Origin of the sequence: Pantoea sp. LS15 (assembly GCF_012241585.1) — a bacterium.
Taxonomy (GTDB): Bacteria; Pseudomonadota; Gammaproteobacteria; order Enterobacterales; family Enterobacteriaceae; genus Enterobacter.
On sequence record NZ_JAAVXA010000007.1, the window covers coordinates 149,653 to 166,134 of the forward strand.

Here is a 16,482-nt window from a genome sequence, read left to right on the forward strand (position 1 = left end):
CCCCTTAATGGGGGCTTTGAACTGATATTAGTGCTTGTAGATGAACTCGACGCCTTCTTCGTCGTCTTCATCCCAATCATCATCCCAGTCTTCTTCCTCTTCCGCTTCCAGCTCTTCGAGCTGTTGACGGTGGTAGTCATCCCACATGAATTCGACTTTTTCAGGCTGTTTCGCTTCTTCAGCCTGAACAATTGGGTTCTCGATGATAAAGGTCATCACATCCCAGCAGAGGTCTTTCACGCCAACCTGGCTTGCCGCAGAGATCAGGTAGTATTTCTCTTCCCAACCCATTGCTTCAGCAATCGCTTTAGCTTTCGCTTCCGCTTCGGCTTTGTCCATCAGGTCAATTTTGTTGAAGACCAGCCAGCGTGGTTTATTCGCCAGTTTTTCGCTGTATTTTTCCAGCTCGCCGATGATGATTCGGGCGTTTTCAACCGGATCGGAACCGTCGATAGGATCGATATCAATGAGGTGCAGCAATACGCGACAGCGCTCAAGGTGTTTCAGGAAGCGGATACCCAGACCGGCACCTTCAGCAGCACCTTCAATCAGACCCGGAATATCGGCAACCACAAAGCTCTTCTCGTTATCCATGCGGACAACGCCCAGGCTTGGTACCAGTGTGGTAAACGGATAATCCGCCACTTTTGGTTTCGCGGCAGACACGGCGCGAATAAACGTCGATTTACCGGCATTTGGCATACCCAGCATGCCCACGTCGGCCAGAAGCATCAGCTCCAGTTGCAGATCGCGCTTATCGCCAGGCGTCCCCATCGTTTTCTGACGCGGAGTACGGTTAACGGAAGATTTGAAACGGCTGTTACCCAGACCGTGCCAACCACCTTTTGCGACCATCAGACGCTGACCGTGTTTGGTCATGTCACCCATGGTCTCACCGGTACCTTGATCGATAACACGCGTACCGACAGGAACCTTAATGGTGACATCTTTACCGCGTTTACCGGTACAGTCACGGCTCTGGCCATTCTGGCCACGTTCAGCGCGGAATGATTTTTCGAAACGGTAGTCGATCAGCGTGTTGAGGTTCTCATCTGCCTCAAGCCAAACGTCACCACCATCCCCGCCGTCGCCACCATCAGGGCCACCACGTGGGATATATTTTTCACGGCGGAAGCTCACGCAACCATTGCCGCCATCACCAGCCACGACCAGGATCGTCGCTTCATCAACAAACTTCATTTTACTCTCCGTAACTCATTCGCCTGAGCGGGGGACCACTACAACCGCTTCATTTTTGCGCCAACGTCCCCAAAGACGATGACCAATGGCGGAATACATCGCGCCCGCAACCACGACAAACGCACCGAGATAACCCAACAAGTTGAGCATCGGTCTGACGAAGACATCGGGCCAGGCCATTGATAACAAATCTGAAAATAACAGCGTAAACAACGGGGTCAGCGTGATTAACGCGCTCACCTGTGCTGCCTGCCAGCGCGCCATCGCTTCGGCCAGCGCGCCATAACCGACCAGCGTATTCAGTCCACAAAAAATGAGACACGCCAGTTGCCAGTCGCTAAGCTGGGCAATCACACCCGGCTTTGCTAATGGCAGTAATGCTATTGTACACAAAGTGTACAGCAAAAAGAGGATCTGCTGTGAGGCCAGACGTCGCAATAACACCTTTTGCGCGACACCATAACTCACCCAGACCGCAGCTGCACCTACACCGAAGATCACACCCCAGGTGTAATCCGTCAGCCGGGTAAAAATCTCTATCAGGCTGGTGTTGAAGAACATCACCAGTCCGCATAGCAGCATGCTCGCCCCGACAATCTGTGTACCGCGCATCTTCTCCTTGAGGATAAAGACGCTGGCGACCATCATGCCCACCGGTGAAAGCTGACCAATCACCTGCGACGCCGTGGGGCTGAGATATTGCAGGGAAGAGCTGAACAGGATGAAGTTACCGAACAGACCGCCCGTCGCGATAGCCAGCAACACCAGCCAGCGCGGTTTACGGAAGAGCCGCAAGGGTGGAAGCTTACCTTTGATAGCCAGAATGGCCCCAAGGCCGATGCTTGCCATCAGAAAGCGATAAAAGACCACCGTAGGCGGCTCCATCACTTCCAGTACCTGCTTCATGGCAATTGGCAGCGCACCCCAGCACATTGCGGTAGTGAGCGCCAAAAGAATACCAATGCCGGCCTGCTGCTTCATGCCCGTTTTCCCTACAGAAAAAATTACCGGGTTTCCAATGTAAAAAGCCCCGCAACAGGTTGCGGGGCTTTAATCCGTTACCGGACCGAGAAAACCTTACTCAGCAACGATGCTGATGTATTTACGGTTGTTCGGGCCTTTAACTTCAAATTTCACTTTACCGTCTGCTTTAGCAAACAGAGTGTGGTCACGACCGCAACCTACGTTGTTGCCAGCGTGGAATTTGGTACCACGTTGACGAACGATGATGCTACCCGCCAGAACGGATTCGCCACCGAAACGCTTAACGCCCAGGCGTTTAGCTTCTGAATCGCGACCGTTACGTGTGGAGCCGCCAGCCTTTTTATGTGCCATTTAAATCTCTCCTCAGGTCTTAGGCGCTGATGCCAGTAATTTTCACATCAGTGAACCACTGACGGTGGCCCTGCTGCTTACGGTAGTGCTTACGACGACGAAACTTAACGATTTTAACTTTCTCGCCACGACCGTGTGCAACAACTTCAGCTTTGATAACGCCGCCATCAACGAAAGGAACGCCGATTTTGACTTCTTCACCGTTTGCGATCATCAGAACTTCAGCGAATTCAACAGATTCGCCAGTTGCGATGTCCAGCTTTTCCAGGCGAACGGTCTGACCTTCGCTTACTCGGTGTTGTTTACCACCACTTTGGAAAACCGCGTACATATAAACTCCGCTTCCGCGCACATCCTCGTATGAATCAGAGTGCGCTATAAATATTCACAATAGGGCGCGAATATTACGCAAAACGCGAGCCTTTGACAAGTGCTACCGTCAATACATGAAGAAAAAAAACACAACACGTACGGTAACGTTTATCTGAGCCGTTTTTTCAGTACAATCAGCACTACTATTGATAAACCGAAACCCTTCGTTACCCCATTGAAGATGGGATCAACAGGATAAAAAGCCCGGCTTTTGCGATGAATTTAGAAAAAATCAACGAGTTAACCGCGCAAGATATGGCGGGTGTGAATGCAGCAATCCTGGAGCAACTCAACTCTGATGTTCAACTGATCAATCAGTTGGGCTACTACATCGTCAGCGGCGGCGGTAAACGCATTCGCCCGATGATTGCCATCCTGGCCGCCAGAGCCGTTGGTTATCAGGGAAATGCCCACGTGACCATCGCAGCACTTATCGAATTTATTCACACGGCGACGCTTCTGCATGACGACGTTGTGGATGAATCGGATATGCGTCGTGGTAAAGCCACGGCAAACGCTGCTTTCGGGAACGCAGCCAGCGTTCTGGTGGGGGATTTTATCTATACCCGCGCCTTCCAGATGATGACCAGTCTGGGCTCTCTGAAAGTACTGGAAGTGATGTCCGAGGCCGTTAACGTGATCGCTGAAGGTGAAGTGCTGCAGCTGATGAACGTCAATGACCCAGACATCACCGAAGAAAACTACATGCGCGTGATCTACAGCAAAACCGCGCGCCTGTTTGAAGCGGCTGCCCAGTGCTCCGGTATTCTGGCGGACTGTACCGAAGCACAGGAAAAAGGCCTGCAGGACTATGGCCGTTATCTGGGTACCGCATTCCAGTTAATTGATGATTTGCTGGACTACAGTGCTGACGGCGAAACACTTGGCAAAAACGTGGGCGATGACCTGAACGAAGGCAAACCCACCCTGCCACTGCTTCATGCTATGCGCAACGGTTCAGCCGAACAGGCAAAAATGATCCGTGAAGCGATTGAGCAGGGAAATGGCCGTCATCTGCTGGAACCTGTGCTGGAAACCATGGCAATCTGCGGATCGCTGGAATGGACGCGCCAACGTGCGGAAGAAGAAGCCGACAAAGCCATCGAAGCTCTTCAGGTCATTCCCGACAGCCCATGGCGCGATGCAATGATTGCGCTTGCCCACATTGCCGTTCAGCGAGACCGTTAATCCCTCCTGCATCTCCCTGCGGCCATCGCGGGGAGATTCCAGCACACACCTGTAAATTCCGTGTTCATGTAAATTCATCGGTTTAAAGACCGCATGAATAAAGCCATGCCTTATTCTGAATATCCCTTCCAGTAACGCGAACTTTTTAGAACAAGTGTGTGAAATGGGTATAGTAAGCCAGTCGTTTCAGAAGAAACGGCGTGACAGAATCCGAACTTAAGGACAGCGTTATGGATACGAAATTTATCGACTGGCACACGGCAGATATCATTGCGGCACTGCGCAAAAAAGGCACCTCACTGGCAGCTGAATCTCGCCGCAATGGCCTGAGTTCTTCAACCCTGGCAAACGCCCTGACTCGTCCCTGGCCAAAGGGAGAATTAATTATCGCAACGGCGCTGGATACGCATCCGTGGGTGATCTGGCCCTCGCGTTATCACGATCCCATTACCCATGAATTTATCGACAGATCGCGCATGATTCGCCAGAAAAAGGCAAAGAAAAAACCGCAGGAATAATGCGATTTTTGACAGGAACAGCAACCCCCCGGTCATTGCTGGCAGGGGGCTGCCGGAACGATTACTCGCCCTTCACACGCTCGATGTTAGCACCCAGCGCGCGTAGTTTGTCTTCGATACGCTCATAGCCACGATCGATGTGGTAAATACGATCCACAACCGTTGTACCTTCCGCGATACAACCTGCCAGTACCAGGCTTGCGGACGCACGCAGATCGGTTGCCATCACCTGAGCACCTGACAGCTTCTCAACGCCGTGACAAATCACAGTGTTGCTCTCGATCTCTGCATGTGCACCCATACGGATCAGCTCCGGTACGTGCATAAAGCGGTTCTCGAAAATGGTTTCAGTGATGAAGCCAGTACCTTCAGCGACCAGGTTTAGCAACGTGAACTGAGCCTGCATGTCCGTCGGGAACGCCGGATGTGGAGCAGTACGTACATTCACCGCTTTTGGACGCTGACCATGCATATCGAGGCTGATCCAGTCTTCACCGACCTCAATATCAGCACCCGCATCGCGCAGCTTCGCCAGTACCGCATCCAGCGTATCCGGCTGAGCGTTACGACAAACAATCTTACCGCCAGAAATCGCCGCAGCGACCAGGAAGGTACCGGTTTCGATACGGTCCGGCAGAACGCGATAGACACCGCCACCCAGGCGCTCAACACCTTCGATGGTGATACGGTCGGTACCCTGGCCGGAGATCTTCGCACCCAGCGCGACGAGGAAGTTTGCGGTATCCACAATTTCCGGTTCACGTGCGGCATTTTCAATAATGGTGGTACCTTCTGCCAGCGTTGCCGCAGACATAATGGTTACCGTTGCGCCTACGCTCACTTTGTCCATGACAATGTGCGCGCCTTTCAGGCGACCATTCACGGACGCTTTAACGTAACCTTCTTCCAGTTTGATCTCTGCGCCCAGTTTCTCCAAACCAAAGATATGCAGGTCAACCGGGCGTGCGCCGATTGCACAGCCGCCTGGCAGTGAAACCTGACCCTGCCCAAAACGCGCCACCAGCGGGCCAAGCGCCCAGATGGACGCACGCATGGTTTTCACCAGATCGTACGGCGCAGAGAAGTTGTTCACATTGCTGGCATCGATCCAGACGGAACCATTACGCTCAACTTTGGTTCCCAACTGGGTGAGCAGTTTCATGGTGGTGTCGATATCTTTCAGCTTTGGTACGTTCTGAATTTCTACCGGCTCTTCCGCGAGCAGCGCAGCAAAGAGGATTGGCAGCGCGGCGTTTTTCGCGCCAGAAATTGTGACTTCGCCCTGGAGACGCGTTGGCCCCTGTACACGAAATTTATCCATTGTGTGTTCTCTTATAAATTCAACCGTGCTGCGGGCTTGTCGCCCTCAGCTCAAAAACCGTTTAGTTTGCGATCGCGTGCCCACTCTTGCGGGGTGAACGCTTTAATCGACAGAGCGTGGATGCGGTTATCCGCAATATATTCCATCAGCGGCGCGTACACAGCCTGCTGCTTCTTCACACGGCTCATACCGTCGAACATCTCACCCACAGCAATAACCTGGAAGTGACTGCCATCGCCAGTGACGTGGGCTTCCTGAAGGGAGAGTGCATTCATCAGCACTGTCTGGATTTCATGATTTTCCATGGGCTCTTAATCATCTGATAGTGAAAACAAGCCCAACATCTTAGAGCAAAGTGACGTCGTCTTAAACAAGCAAAAAGCCCTGACGATGAAACTGTCAGGGCTTTCAGAAGTAACGCACTGAAAATATTAACGAGGCAGCACGTCCTGAGGGAGATTGTAGAGCTGCGCGAGGGTAACAACATTATCACTCGCGCCGTGAAGCTGGACGCTTTGCCCCTGCTTTCTCCCCACGGCAATCAGATGGGCGAGCAGCGCAATACCTGCTGTATCCACCCGTATGACATCACTTAAGTCGATGAGCGTCACACCCTGCATCGCTTCATGACGTTGATCCCATAATGGGTTCAGCAGATCCTGATCAAGTTCACCGGACAGCTTTAATGTCTCGCCTTCACGCGACCAGCTGAGTTGCTGCGACATTACTTCTTCTCATCCAGGGTAATTTTCTGACGAGAAATAGACTGCAGCTGCGCGGTCAGGCCATCAATACCTTTAGTACGCAGCAGGTCGCTCCACTCGTTCTGTTTGGTGGTGATCATGCTTACCCCTTCGGCAATCATGTCATACGCCTGCCAGTGCCCCGTCTGGCTGTTTTTACGCCACTGGAAATCCAGGCGAACCGGTGGACGCCCGTTAGGATCGTTGATCGTCACACGGATAGGTACAATGGTAGCATCGCCCAACGGCTGCTCAGGGGCAATCTGATAGGTCTGTCCGTGGTACATCGCCAGTGCCTGACCATATGCCTGTTTCAGGTATTCACGGAACGCGGCAAAGTAGGCATCACGCTGGGCGGGAGTCGCATCTTTGTAATAGCGACCCAGCACCAGCGCACCCGCATATTTGATCTGCACGTACGGAAGCAATTCCTGATCGACAACCTCACGCAGATAATCAGGATTGGCACGTATTTTTGGTTGCTCGTTTTTAAGACGGTCGAAAGTCTTCTTCGCAGCTTCGTCCATCTGTTTGTACGGGTTACTCTGATCCGCAGCATGGGCCGCGGTGAGAGGGGCAATGACCAGCATGGCAACCATTAACAGTCGTTTAAACATGAATGACTTCTCCTGAAATTAATTCGTCGTGCCAGATGTCGGTGCGACGTTGGTATGATCTTCAGTCTGCGCAGGGGCAGCATCGGACTTTTTATCATCTCCCTTACTGCTGTAAAGGAACTGACCAATCATATCCTCCAGCACCATCGCGGACTTGGTATCCTGGATAACGCTACCGTCTTTAAGGATAGTCGTTCCAAGCTCAGGATCTTCAAAGCCAACGTTCAGTGCCAGATATTGTTCGCCCAGCAGGCCAGAGGTACGGATAGAAAGCGAGCTGGTGTCCGGGATATGGTTGTAGCGCTCTTCAATATCCATCGCCACGCGCGGCAAATAGGTTTTCTCATCAAGCGTAATGTCCGACACACGGCCGATCACCACACCACCAATACGTACCGGTGAACGCGCCTTCAGCCCGCCGATATTATCGAAGGTGGCATAAATGCGATATGTCGGCTCGGTGCGGACAGATGTGATATCCGCCGCTCTCAGGCAGATAAACAGCGCAGCCAGCAGTGCCAGTAACAGGAACACGCCGACCCAAATTTCATTTTTTCTCGTTTGCATGAACTCAATTCCCAAACATCAGTGCGGTGAGCACAAAATCCAGACCCAGTACGGCCAGCGACGAATGTACGACTGTACGTGTTGTTGCACGGCTAATGCCCGCCGACGTCGGGATGGCATCGTAACCATTGAACAATGCAATCCAGGTGACCGTAATAGCAAAGACCACGCTTTTAATCAGACAGTTGACCAGATCCATTCGCAGATCAATGGCGTCCTGCATGGCTGACCAGAAGAAACCGGCATCAATGCCTTTCCAGTGGACGCCAACCAGCGAGCCGCCCCAGATACCCACGGCGACAAACAGAATAGTCAGTAACGGTAACGAAATCACCCCAGCCCAGAAACGCGGCGAGATCACGCGACGCAGCGGATCGACCGCCATCATCTCCATGCTGGAAAGCTGCTCGGTCGCACGCATCAGGCCAATTTCAGCCGTTAATGCCGACCCCGCGCGCCCGGCGAACAACAGCGCCGCCACAACCGGCCCCAGTTCACGCAGCAGTGAGAGTGCCACCAGCATTCCGAGGCTGGTTTCTGCACTGTAGGTTGTCAGAACAAGGTAGCCCTGAAGCCCAAGCACCATACCGATAAACAGCCCGGAAACAATGATGATGAGCATCGACAGCACGCCGACATTATAGAGCTGACGCACCAGCAAAGGTGCGTGCTTGCGAAATTCCGGCTTGCCGACCAGCGCGTTGAATAACATCAATCCGGCACGCCCGAACGTCCTGATGGTTTTTATGCCACGGTGTCCGAGAGCGGCCAACGCATTTAACAGCATGAATGGCTTAACTCCCTATTCCCAGTAAATCGTCACGATAGTCGCCCGCCGGGTAGCGGAACGGCACAGGGCCATCTGCAATACCGTCCAGGAACTGCCGCACGCGCGGATCGCAATTTTCCTGCAACGCCTGAGCGCTACCGTGTGCGACGATCTTTTTGTCCGCCACAATATAGGCGTAATCGGCAATGCTCAATACTTCCGGTACATCGTGAGAAACCACAATGCAGGTGACGCCGAGTGCGCTGTTCAGCTCAGAGATGAGCTTCACCAGCACACCCATCGTGATAGGATCCTGTCCGACAAACGGTTCGTCGAACATGATTAAATCAGGTTCTAGTGCAATGGCTCGAGCCAGTGCAGCGCGTCGCGCCATCCCGCCGGACAGTTCCGAAGGCATCAGTTTTGCAGCCCCTCGCAGACCGACGGCTTCGAGCTTCATCATCACCGTGCTTTTCAGCAGTTCAGGCGGCAGGCTGGTATGCTCGCGTAGCGGATAAGCCACATTATCAAAGACGTTCATGTCGGTGAACAGAGCCCCCGACTGAAAGAGCATGCTCATGCGTTTGCGGACAGTATACAAGCGTGAGCGCGACATCTCCGGGATGTTTTCGCCATCAAAGAGGATTTCACCGCTATCCGGTGGGATCTGCCCACCAATAAGACGCAGCAGGGTCGTTTTACCGATCCCGGACGGCCCCATGATGGCAGTGATCTTGCCACGCGGTACGGTCAACGAAATATCATCAAATATCAATCTGTTGGCGCGAGAAAAACTCACACCGCGAACATCGACTAAATTCGCCATCGTTTGGCTCATTTATGGTTCCTTTCTTACCCTGCTCACGTTAAGTCATGCAGCCTGAATCAACCCCAAACTCAGCATTTTTACAGAATAATAGCCGTTGAGGTTAGCGAAAGCTGGCATTTGTTTTACTTTTCCGGCGCATAAAGTCAAAATTAGGAATTCGTTACGCCTCAGACTGTATGCAGTCCAGCCATTCCCGCGCGATGGACCGACGAGTATACCTGAAGAAAGGACTTTTGATGCTTTTAGCAACAGCACTGTTAATAATTGGTTTACTTTTGGTGGTCTACAGTGCTGACCGTTTAGTGTTTGCTGCATCTATCCTGTGTCGCCTGACCGGCGTACCGCCTGTTGTCATCGGGATGACCGTTGTCAGTGTTGGAACCTCACTTCCTGAAATCATCGTCTCTGTTTCGGCATCGCTGCATGGTCAGGTAGACCTGGCTATTGGCACCGCGATTGGCTCAAACATCGTCAATATATTACTGATTTTAGGCCTGGCGGCACTACTCCACCCATTTCGCGTGCATTCCGATGTTCTGCGCCGTGAATTGCCGCTAATGTTAATCGTAAGCCTGCTGGCAGGGTGCGTATTTTATGATGGCGTACTGAGCTACAGCGACGGTATTTTCTTGCTGGCGCTGGCCGTCATCTGGCTGCTTTATAGTGTTAAAATCGCCCGCCAGGCTGAAAAGCTGGGTCAGGATAGCCTGACGCGGGAGCAAGTCGCCGAACTCCCACGGGAAGGCACGCTGCCTGTAGCACTGCTCTGGCTTGGCGTCGCGCTGATCATCATGCCGATGGCAACTCGCATGGTCGTCGATAACGCGACGGTACTGGCGAACTATTTTGCCATCAGCGAACTGACCATTGGCCTGACGGTCATTGCCATCGGCACCAGTCTGCCGGAGCTGGCTACAGCCATTGCGGGAGCACGTAAAGGTGAAGATGATATTGCTATTGGCAATATCATCGGTTCCAACATTTTTAATATCGCGATTGTGATGGGTCTGCCGGCCCTCATAACGCCCGGGCCATTTAACCCCCTGGCGTTCTCACGCGATTACGGTGTGATGTTGCTGGTCAGCGTGATATTTGCCCTGCTCTGCTGGCGGCGGCAACGCCAGATCGGCAAAGGCGCAGGCGCGCTGTTGACGAGTGGATTTATCGTATGGATGGCGATGCTGTACTGGCTCTCGCCTCTTCTCTCTGGGTAAACGGAAACGCATTATGTCGCAAATAGAATTGCAGCCGGGTTTTGACTTTCAGAAAGCAGGCAAAGACGTTCTGGAGATTGAACGTGAAGGTCTGGCGCAGTTAGATCAGTACATTAATCAGGATTTTAGTCTGGCATGTGAGAAGATATTCTACTGTGCCGGCAAAGTCGTGGTAATGGGGATGGGCAAGTCCGGTCATATTGGCCGCAAAATGGCAGCGACGTTTGCCAGCACCGGAACCTCTTCTTTCTTTGTACACCCGGGGGAAGCCGCACACGGCGACCTGGGGATGGTCACGCCGCAAGATATCGTCATCGCACTGTCAAACTCCGGTGAATCCAATGAGATCCTGGCGCTGATCCCGGTACTGAAGCGACTGCAGGTTCCCCTCATTTGCATGACCAGTCGCCCGGAAAGCAGCATGGCGCGGGCGGCCGATATTCACCTGTGCGTTAAGGTTCCCAAAGAAGCCTGTCCGCTTGGCCTGGCACCAACCTCCAGCACCACCGCTGCACTGGTCATGGGTGATGCGCTTGCCGTGGCCCTGCTGGAAGCCCGCGGTTTCACGCCTGAAGATTTCGCACTTTCTCATCCTGGCGGTGCGCTTGGGCGCAAGCTGCTCCTGCGGGTTAACGATATTATGCACACCGGGGATGAAATTCCCCACGTCAGTAAAGCGGCCTCCCTGCGCGATGCGCTGCTGGAAATCACCCGCAAGAACCTGGGTATGACGGTCGTGTGCGACGACCTGATGAAAATTCAGGGGATCTTCACCGATGGGGACCTGCGTCGCGTGTTTGATATGGGTGTCGATGTCCGCACGCTTGGCATTGCCGATGTGATGACACCTGGCGGCATCCGTGTTCGCCCGGGTACGCTGGCAGTGGATGTGCTGAACCTGATGCAGTCCCGTCATATCACCTCCGTTATGGTTGCCGATGGCGACCAGTTGCTGGGTGTGGTACATATGCATGATCTGCTGCGCGCAGGCGTAGTGTAATGAAGGATAAGACAATGAGTAATGCGGGTGCATCCCTTGCAACCTGTTATGGTCCGGTCAGTACCCATATGATGGCGAAGGCAGAAAATATTCGTCTGCTCATCCTGGATGTAGATGGTGTCCTCTCCGATGGCCTGATTTACATGGGCAATAATGGTGAAGAGCTGAAAGCGTTTAACGTTCGCGACGGTTACGGTATCCGCTGTGCCCTTACCTCGGGGATCGAGGTTGCCATCATCACCGGGCGAAAAGCTAAACTGGTAGAAGATCGCTGTGAAACGTTGGGCATTACCCATCTGTATCAGGGGCAATCCGATAAGATGGCGGCTTTCAACGATTTACTGGGTAAACTGGCTATCGCACCAGAAAACGTGGCTTATGTCGGGGATGACCTGATTGACTGGCCAGTAATGGCTGAGGTCGGCCTGAGTATCGCTGTTGCCGATGCGCATCCGCTGTTGCTCCCACGCGCTGACTACGTTACCCACATCAATGGCGGTCGTGGTGCCGTACGTGAAGTCTGCGATCTGCTTCTGCTGGCGCAAGGCAAGCTTGATGAGGCCAAAGGGCAATCAATATGAGTAAAACCAGACGTTGGGTTATCATTCTGCTTTCGCTTGTCGCACTGGTATTGATTGGCGTCAACCTTGCCGATCGCGATGATACGCAAACGGAAGTGATCAATAATAACGATCCAACCTATAAAAGCGATCACAGCGATACCGTGGTCTATAGCCCGGAAGGGGCGTTGAACTATCGCCTGATTGCCCAGCATGTTGAATATTTTTCAGATGACGGTATTTCGTGGTTTACCCAGCCTGTCATGACGACGTTTGATAAGGACAAAGTCCCGACGTGGTCAATCAAGTCAGACCGGGCAAAACTGACAAATGACCGTATGCTTTATCTATATGGCCACGTTGAAGTCAACGCTCTGACGCCTGACTCGCAACTGCGAAAAATTACGACGGATAATGCCCAGATCAACCTGGTGACCCAGGATGTGACGTCGCAGGATCTGGTCACACTGTATGGCACAACATTTAATTCCAGCGGTTTAAGAATGCGCGGGAACTTACGCAGCAAAAACGCCGAGCTGATTGAAAAGGTTAGAACCTCCTATGAAATTCAAAACAAACAAACTCAGCCTTAAAGTAATTATCGCCAGTGCGATGCTGGCGACCAGTCTCCCCGCGCTTGCTGTAACGGGCGATACCGACCAGCCGATCCATATCGAGTCAGACACGCAGTCTCTTGATATGCAGGGTAACGTCGTCACCTTTACGGGTAATGTCGTCATGACCCAGGGCACCATCAAAATTAATGCCGACAAAGTAGTCGTTACCCGTCCGGGTGGTGAACAGGGCAAAGAGATCATTGATGGCTACGGCAACCCGGCAACCTTCTACCAGATGCAGGACAACGGCAAGCCGGTGAAAGGTCGTGCCAGCCACATGCACTATGAACTGGCGAAGGATCTGGTCATCCTGACCGGTAACGCCTATCTGGAGCAGCTCGATAGTAATATCACCGGTGACAAGATCACCTATCTGGTGAAAGAGCAAAAAATGCAGGCCTCCAGCGAGAAAGGCAAACGCGTAACCACCGTACTGGTTCCGTCGCAGCTGCAGGACAAAGGTAAAGGCCAGGCCCCGGCACAGAAGAAGAGTAACTAATTCGTTATGGCAACATTAACTGCAAAAAATCTCGCGAAGGCCTATAAGGGCCGCCGTGTCGTAGAAGATGTCAGTCTGACCGTCAACTCCGGCGAAATTGTGGGCCTGCTTGGCCCTAACGGTGCGGGTAAAACCACCACTTTCTACATGGTCGTTGGCATTGTGCCGCGCGATGCCGGCAACATTGTTATTGACGATGAAGATATCAGTCTTCTGCCGTTGCACGCGCGCGCGCGCCGCGGAATCGGCTATCTGCCGCAGGAAGCCTCTATTTTCCGCCGTCTTAGCGTTTACGATAACCTGATGGCGGTCCTGCAAATTCGTGACGACCTGACCAGCGAACAGCGTCAGGATCGTGCCAACGAACTGATGGAAGAGTTCCACATTGAACACCTGCGCGACAGCCTCGGTCAGGCGTTGTCAGGGGGGGAACGCCGTCGCGTTGAGATTGCACGCGCGCTGGCCGCAAATCCGAAGTTTATCCTTCTGGATGAACCCTTTGCGGGTGTTGACCCAATCTCCGTTATCGACATTAAACGTATCATTGAACACCTGCGTGACAGCGGGCTTGGCGTGCTGATCACCGACCACAACGTGCGTGAAACGCTGGCCGTGTGTGAACGCGCCTATATTGTGAGCCAGGGCAATCTGATCGCCCACGGTACGCCGCAGCAGATCCTCGAAGATGATCATGTTAAGCGCGTCTATCTTGGGGAAGACTTCAGACTCTGATAGGGTAGAGGTAACGTAACGCCGAACCGGAGAAAAATGCTCTGAACATGAAGCAAGGTTTGCAATTAAGGCTCAGCCAACAACTGGCGATGACGCCGCAGCTACAGCAGGCAATTCGCCTGTTGCAACTGTCCACGTTAGAACTCCAGCAGGAGCTCCAGCAAGCGCTGGACAGCAATCCACTGCTGGAACAAACCGATCTTCATGACGAGGTAGATACCCAGCAATCGCAGGATACAGAAGCGCTCGATACCGCTGATGCACTCGAACAAAAAGAGATGCCGGACGAGCTTCCGCTGGATGCCAGCTGGGATGAAATCTACACCGCCGGAACCCCTTCCGGTACGCGTGCAGACTACCAGGACGATGAGCTACCGGTCTATCAGGGAGAAACCACCCAGTCGCTACAGGATTATCTGATGTGGCAGGTGGAACTGACTCCGTTCTCCGATACCGACCGCGCGATTGCCACGTCAATTGTCGATGCCGTTGACGACACGGGCTATTTGACCGTCACGCTGGACGATATTCTGGAAAGCATGGGCGACGAAGAGATTGAACTTGAAGAGATTGAAGCGGTTCTGAAGCGTATCCAGCGTTTCGATCCGGTCGGTGTGGCGGCAAAAGATCTGCGCGACTGCCTGCTGATCCAGCTTTCTCAGTTCAGCAAAGAGACGCCATGGCTCGATGAGGCGCGTGTCATTATCAGCGATCATCTGGATCTGTTGGCTAACCACGATTTCCGCACCCTGATGCGCGTCACACGCCTGAAAGAAGAGGTGCTGAAAGAAGCGGTTAATCTGATCCAGTCGCTCGATCCACGCCCCGGACAGTCGATCCAGACCAGCGAACCTGAGTATGTGATCCCGGATGTACTGGTCAGAAAACACAATGGCCGCTGGGTCGTTGAACTGAACTCTGACAGCATCCCTCGCCTGCAAATCAACCAGCAGTATGCCTCCATGTGCACCAGCGCACGAAACGACTCTGACAACCAATATATTCGTAGCAATCTGCAGGAAGCGCGATGGTTGATCAAAAGTCTGGAGAGCCGAAATGATACGCTGCTCCGCGTCAGCCGCTGTATTGTCGAACAGCAGCAGGCTTTCTTTGAGCAGGGTGAAGAGTATATGAAACCGATGGTACTGGCGGATATCGCCCAGGCCGTCGAGATGCATGAATCAACCATTTCCCGCGTCACCACGCAGAAGTATCTGCACAGTCCACGCGGTATTTTTGAGCTTAAGTATTTCTTCTCCAGCCATGTTAATACCGAGGGCGGCGGTGAAGCGTCGTCAACGGCAATTCGCGCACTGGTGAAGAAGTTGATCGCCGCGGAGAACCCCGCGAAGCCACTGAGTGACAGTAAGTTAACCACCATGCTGTCCGACCAGGGTATTATGGTGGCACGTCGTACTGTTGCGAAGTATCGAGAGTCTTTATCCATTCCGCCGTCCAACCAGCGTAAACAGCTGGTCTGACACAACCGATAAGGAAGACACTATGCAGCTCAACATCACTGGACAAAACGTCGAAATTACTGAGGCTTTACGCGACTTCGTGAATGCGAAATTTGCGAAACTCGAGCAGTATTTCGAAAGGATCAATCAGGTCTATATTGTGTTGAAAGTGGAGAAAGTGACTCATATCTCGGATGCAACCCTGCACGTCAACGGGGGTGAACTCCATGCCAGTGCGGAAGGGCAAGACATGTATGCGGCTATCGACGGCTTGATTGATAAGCTTGCGCGACAGCTTAATAAACATAAAGATAAACTGAAACAACACTAATTGTCCGGGCAGTTAACGGGTGCAGGACGGCCTGTTGTGAAACACAACGGGCCATTTGTACAGTTAGCGCTTAGGTGAAATTATGATGAACAACGATTCCGCTCTTCAATTGAGCAATGTCCTTAACCAGGAATGTACCCGCAGTGCAGTTCACTGCCAGAGCAAAAAACGTGCGCTGGAGATCATCAGTGAACTGGCCGCAAAACAGCTGGGCCTGCCGCCGCAGGTGGTGTTCGAAGCTATCCTGACCCGTGAAAAGATGGGCAGTACCGGCATCGGCAACGGCATCGCGATCCCGCATGGCAAACTGGAAGAAGACACCTTGCGTGCCGTCGGTGTGTTTGTGCAGCTGGAAACCCCTATCGCCTTCGATGCCATTGATAACCAGCCCGTCGATCTCCTCTTCGCGCTGCTGGTGCCTGCCGACCAGACGAAAACCCACCTGCATACGCTTTCTCTGGTCGCAAAACGCCTGGCCGATAAAACCATTTGCCGTCGGCTGCGCTCAGCCCAAAGTGATGAAGAGCTCTATCAAATTATCACTGAAGCAGAAGGCAATCAGGATGATGTATAACCAGGAGATGGCCTTCACATCTGTTGTCCTGAGGAG

22 protein-coding genes are annotated in these 16,482 nt (G+C 52.8%); 11 read left to right on the forward strand and 11 right to left on the reverse strand.

The window, feature by feature from the left end; genetic code table 11:
• Positions 1-27: 27 nt before the first annotated feature.
• The 4 genes from cgtA to rplU all read right to left on the reverse strand — a co-directional run bounded on the left by cgtA (position 28) and on the right by rplU (position 2,866).
• Entirely contained in the window at positions 28-1,200 is a 1,173-nt protein-coding gene (gene cgtA, locus HED65_RS12695; RefSeq protein WP_028017037.1) for an Obg family GTPase CgtA, read from the reverse strand.
• Positions 1,201-1,215: 15 nt separating this feature from the next.
• Positions 1,216-2,181, reverse strand: coding sequence for a DMT family transporter (locus HED65_RS12700; protein WP_114978844.1), 966 nt, complete (start codon positions 2,179-2,181; stop codon positions 1,216-1,218).
• A gap of 96 nt (positions 2,182-2,277) precedes the next feature.
• Positions 2,278-2,535: a 50S ribosomal protein L27 gene (rpmA, locus tag HED65_RS12705; protein WP_004385076.1), complete on the reverse strand. Its 258-nt coding sequence runs from the start codon at positions 2,533-2,535 to the stop codon at positions 2,278-2,280.
• A 19-nt stretch (positions 2,536-2,554) separates the two neighbouring features.
• A complete protein-coding gene (gene rplU / locus HED65_RS12710; RefSeq protein ID WP_003025032.1) occupies positions 2,555-2,866 on the reverse strand; it encodes a 50S ribosomal protein L21 in 312 nt (103 codons plus the stop codon).
• A gap of 257 nt (positions 2,867-3,123) precedes the next feature.
• Here rplU and ispB point away from each other — a divergent pair, with 257 nt between their 5' ends.
• Both ispB and sfsB read left to right on the forward strand, forming a co-directional pair.
• On the forward strand, positions 3,124-4,095 hold the full coding sequence (ispB, locus tag HED65_RS12715) for an octaprenyl diphosphate synthase (RefSeq protein WP_114978845.1): 972 nt from the start codon (positions 3,124-3,126) through the stop codon (positions 4,093-4,095).
• A gap of 230 nt (positions 4,096-4,325) precedes the next feature.
• Positions 4,326-4,613: a DNA-binding transcriptional regulator SfsB gene (gene sfsB / locus HED65_RS12720; protein WP_028017034.1), complete on the forward strand. Its 288-nt coding sequence runs from the start codon at positions 4,326-4,328 to the stop codon at positions 4,611-4,613.
• Between the two features lie 61 nt (positions 4,614-4,674).
• Here the strand turns inward: sfsB and murA are convergent, their stop codons facing one another.
• The 7 genes from murA to mlaF form a co-directional block, all read right to left on the reverse strand.
• On the reverse strand, positions 4,675-5,934 hold the full coding sequence (gene murA / locus HED65_RS12725; RefSeq protein ID WP_114978846.1) for a UDP-N-acetylglucosamine 1-carboxyvinyltransferase: 1,260 nt from the start codon (positions 5,932-5,934) through the stop codon (positions 4,675-4,677).
• 50 nt (positions 5,935-5,984) lie between these two features.
• The gene (gene ibaG, locus HED65_RS12730) at positions 5,985-6,239 is read right to left on the reverse strand and encodes a BolA family iron metabolism protein IbaG (RefSeq protein WP_008501458.1); all 255 of its coding nucleotides are present in this window, start codon (positions 6,237-6,239) and stop codon (positions 5,985-5,987) included.
• Positions 6,240-6,365: 126 nt separating this feature from the next.
• Entirely contained in the window at positions 6,366-6,659 is a 294-nt protein-coding gene (gene mlaB, locus HED65_RS12735; protein ID WP_114978847.1) for a lipid asymmetry maintenance protein MlaB, read from the reverse strand.
• The gene (mlaC, locus tag HED65_RS12740; RefSeq protein WP_114978848.1) at positions 6,659-7,294 is read right to left on the reverse strand and encodes a phospholipid-binding protein MlaC; all 636 of its coding nucleotides are present in this window, start codon (positions 7,292-7,294) and stop codon (positions 6,659-6,661) included. Before mlaC ends, mlaB begins: the two co-directional genes overlap by 1 nt.
• A gap of 18 nt (positions 7,295-7,312) precedes the next feature.
• Complete coding sequence (mlaD, locus tag HED65_RS12745) at positions 7,313-7,861, reverse strand: outer membrane lipid asymmetry maintenance protein MlaD (RefSeq protein ID WP_114978897.1); 549 nt, start codon at positions 7,859-7,861, stop codon at positions 7,313-7,315.
• Between the two features lie 4 nt (positions 7,862-7,865).
• Complete coding sequence (gene mlaE / locus HED65_RS12750) at positions 7,866-8,648, reverse strand: lipid asymmetry maintenance ABC transporter permease subunit MlaE (RefSeq protein WP_010436044.1); 783 nt, start codon at positions 8,646-8,648, stop codon at positions 7,866-7,868.
• A 7-nt stretch (positions 8,649-8,655) separates the two neighbouring features.
• Entirely contained in the window at positions 8,656-9,468 is an 813-nt protein-coding gene (gene mlaF / locus HED65_RS12755; protein ID WP_024906354.1) for a phospholipid ABC transporter ATP-binding protein MlaF, read from the reverse strand.
• Between the two features lie 227 nt (positions 9,469-9,695).
• On the opposite strand from mlaF, the gene HED65_RS12760 reads away from it, so the two are divergent.
• From HED65_RS12760 to ptsN, 9 genes are all read left to right on the forward strand, one after another.
• Positions 9,696-10,673 carry a calcium/sodium antiporter gene (locus HED65_RS12760; protein ID WP_114978849.1) on the forward strand — a complete coding sequence of 326 codons (978 nt, stop codon included), beginning with the start codon at positions 9,696-9,698 and terminating at the stop codon, positions 10,671-10,673.
• A 13-nt stretch (positions 10,674-10,686) separates the two neighbouring features.
• Positions 10,687-11,673 carry an arabinose-5-phosphate isomerase KdsD gene (kdsD, locus tag HED65_RS12765; protein WP_025756696.1) on the forward strand — a complete coding sequence of 329 codons (987 nt, stop codon included), beginning with the start codon at positions 10,687-10,689 and terminating at the stop codon, positions 11,671-11,673.
• A 14-nt stretch (positions 11,674-11,687) separates the two neighbouring features.
• A complete protein-coding gene (gene kdsC / locus HED65_RS12770; protein ID WP_114978850.1) occupies positions 11,688-12,254 on the forward strand; it encodes a 3-deoxy-manno-octulosonate-8-phosphatase KdsC in 567 nt (188 codons plus the stop codon).
• On the forward strand, positions 12,251-12,826 hold the full coding sequence (gene lptC / locus HED65_RS12775) for an LPS export ABC transporter periplasmic protein LptC (RefSeq protein ID WP_114978851.1): 576 nt from the start codon (positions 12,251-12,253) through the stop codon (positions 12,824-12,826). Before kdsC ends, lptC begins: the two co-directional genes overlap by 4 nt.
• A complete protein-coding gene (lptA, locus tag HED65_RS12780) occupies positions 12,795-13,349 on the forward strand; it encodes a lipopolysaccharide ABC transporter substrate-binding protein LptA (protein WP_014885394.1) in 555 nt (184 codons plus the stop codon). Before lptC ends, lptA begins: the two co-directional genes overlap by 32 nt.
• A 6-nt stretch (positions 13,350-13,355) precedes the next feature.
• Positions 13,356-14,081, forward strand: a complete 726-nt coding sequence (lptB, locus tag HED65_RS12785) for an LPS export ABC transporter ATP-binding protein (protein WP_114978852.1) — start codon at positions 13,356-13,358, stop codon at positions 14,079-14,081.
• Between the two features lie 47 nt (positions 14,082-14,128).
• The gene (gene rpoN / locus HED65_RS12790; RefSeq protein WP_114978853.1) at positions 14,129-15,562 is read left to right on the forward strand and encodes an RNA polymerase factor sigma-54; all 1,434 of its coding nucleotides are present in this window, start codon (positions 14,129-14,131) and stop codon (positions 15,560-15,562) included.
• A 22-nt stretch (positions 15,563-15,584) separates the two neighbouring features.
• Positions 15,585-15,872 (forward strand): ribosome hibernation promoting factor, encoded by a 288-nt coding sequence (gene hpf, locus HED65_RS12795; RefSeq protein ID WP_008501444.1) that lies wholly within the window; start codon positions 15,585-15,587, stop codon positions 15,870-15,872.
• Between the two features lie 82 nt (positions 15,873-15,954).
• Positions 15,955-16,446 (forward strand): PTS IIA-like nitrogen regulatory protein PtsN, encoded by a 492-nt coding sequence (gene ptsN, locus HED65_RS12800; protein WP_063862166.1) that lies wholly within the window; start codon positions 15,955-15,957, stop codon positions 16,444-16,446.
• Positions 16,447-16,482: the final 36 nt, after the last annotated feature.

Bases quoted from the DNA above. Each gene is read 5' to 3' on its own strand.
- lptA (WP_014885394.1), top strand. From the start codon at position 12,795: ATGAAATTCAAAACAAACAAACTCAGCCTTAAAGTAATTATCGCCAGT.
- kdsD (WP_025756696.1), top strand. From the start codon at position 10,687: ATGTCGCAAATAGAATTGCAGCCGGGTTTTGACTTTCAGAAAGCAGGC.
- mlaE (WP_010436044.1), bottom strand. From the start codon at position 8,648: ATGCTGTTAAATGCGTTGGCCGCTCTCGGACACCGTGGCATAAAAACC.
- ptsN (WP_063862166.1), top strand. From the start codon at position 15,955: ATGATGAACAACGATTCCGCTCTTCAATTGAGCAATGTCCTTAACCAG.
- rplU (WP_003025032.1), bottom strand. From the start codon at position 2,866: ATGTACGCGGTTTTCCAAAGTGGTGGTAAACAACACCGAGTAAGCGAA.
- lptB (WP_114978852.1), top strand. From the start codon at position 13,356: ATGGCAACATTAACTGCAAAAAATCTCGCGAAGGCCTATAAGGGCCGC.
- kdsC (WP_114978850.1), top strand. From the start codon at position 11,688: ATGAGTAATGCGGGTGCATCCCTTGCAACCTGTTATGGTCCGGTCAGT.
- HED65_RS12760 (WP_114978849.1), top strand. From the start codon at position 9,696: ATGCTTTTAGCAACAGCACTGTTAATAATTGGTTTACTTTTGGTGGTC.
- sfsB (WP_028017034.1), top strand. From the start codon at position 4,326: ATGGATACGAAATTTATCGACTGGCACACGGCAGATATCATTGCGGCA.
- cgtA (WP_028017037.1), bottom strand. From the start codon at position 1,200: ATGAAGTTTGTTGATGAAGCGACGATCCTGGTCGTGGCTGGTGATGGC.
- ispB (WP_114978845.1), top strand. From the start codon at position 3,124: ATGAATTTAGAAAAAATCAACGAGTTAACCGCGCAAGATATGGCGGGT.
- rpoN (WP_114978853.1), top strand. From the start codon at position 14,129: ATGAAGCAAGGTTTGCAATTAAGGCTCAGCCAACAACTGGCGATGACG.
- rpmA (WP_004385076.1), bottom strand. From the start codon at position 2,535: ATGGCACATAAAAAGGCTGGCGGCTCCACACGTAACGGTCGCGATTCA.
- mlaB (WP_114978847.1), bottom strand. From the start codon at position 6,659: ATGTCGCAGCAACTCAGCTGGTCGCGTGAAGGCGAGACATTAAAGCTG.
- hpf (WP_008501444.1), top strand. From the start codon at position 15,585: ATGCAGCTCAACATCACTGGACAAAACGTCGAAATTACTGAGGCTTTA.
- mlaD (WP_114978897.1), bottom strand. From the start codon at position 7,861: ATGCAAACGAGAAAAAATGAAATTTGGGTCGGCGTGTTCCTGTTACTG.
- ibaG (WP_008501458.1), bottom strand. From the start codon at position 6,239: ATGGAAAATCATGAAATCCAGACAGTGCTGATGAATGCACTCTCCCTT.
- mlaF (WP_024906354.1), bottom strand. From the start codon at position 9,468: ATGAGCCAAACGATGGCGAATTTAGTCGATGTTCGCGGTGTGAGTTTT.
- HED65_RS12700 (WP_114978844.1), bottom strand. From the start codon at position 2,181: ATGAAGCAGCAGGCCGGCATTGGTATTCTTTTGGCGCTCACTACCGCA.
- mlaC (WP_114978848.1), bottom strand. From the start codon at position 7,294: ATGTTTAAACGACTGTTAATGGTTGCCATGCTGGTCATTGCCCCTCTC.
- murA (WP_114978846.1), bottom strand. From the start codon at position 5,934: ATGGATAAATTTCGTGTACAGGGGCCAACGCGTCTCCAGGGCGAAGTC.
- lptC (WP_114978851.1), top strand. From the start codon at position 12,251: ATGAGTAAAACCAGACGTTGGGTTATCATTCTGCTTTCGCTTGTCGCA.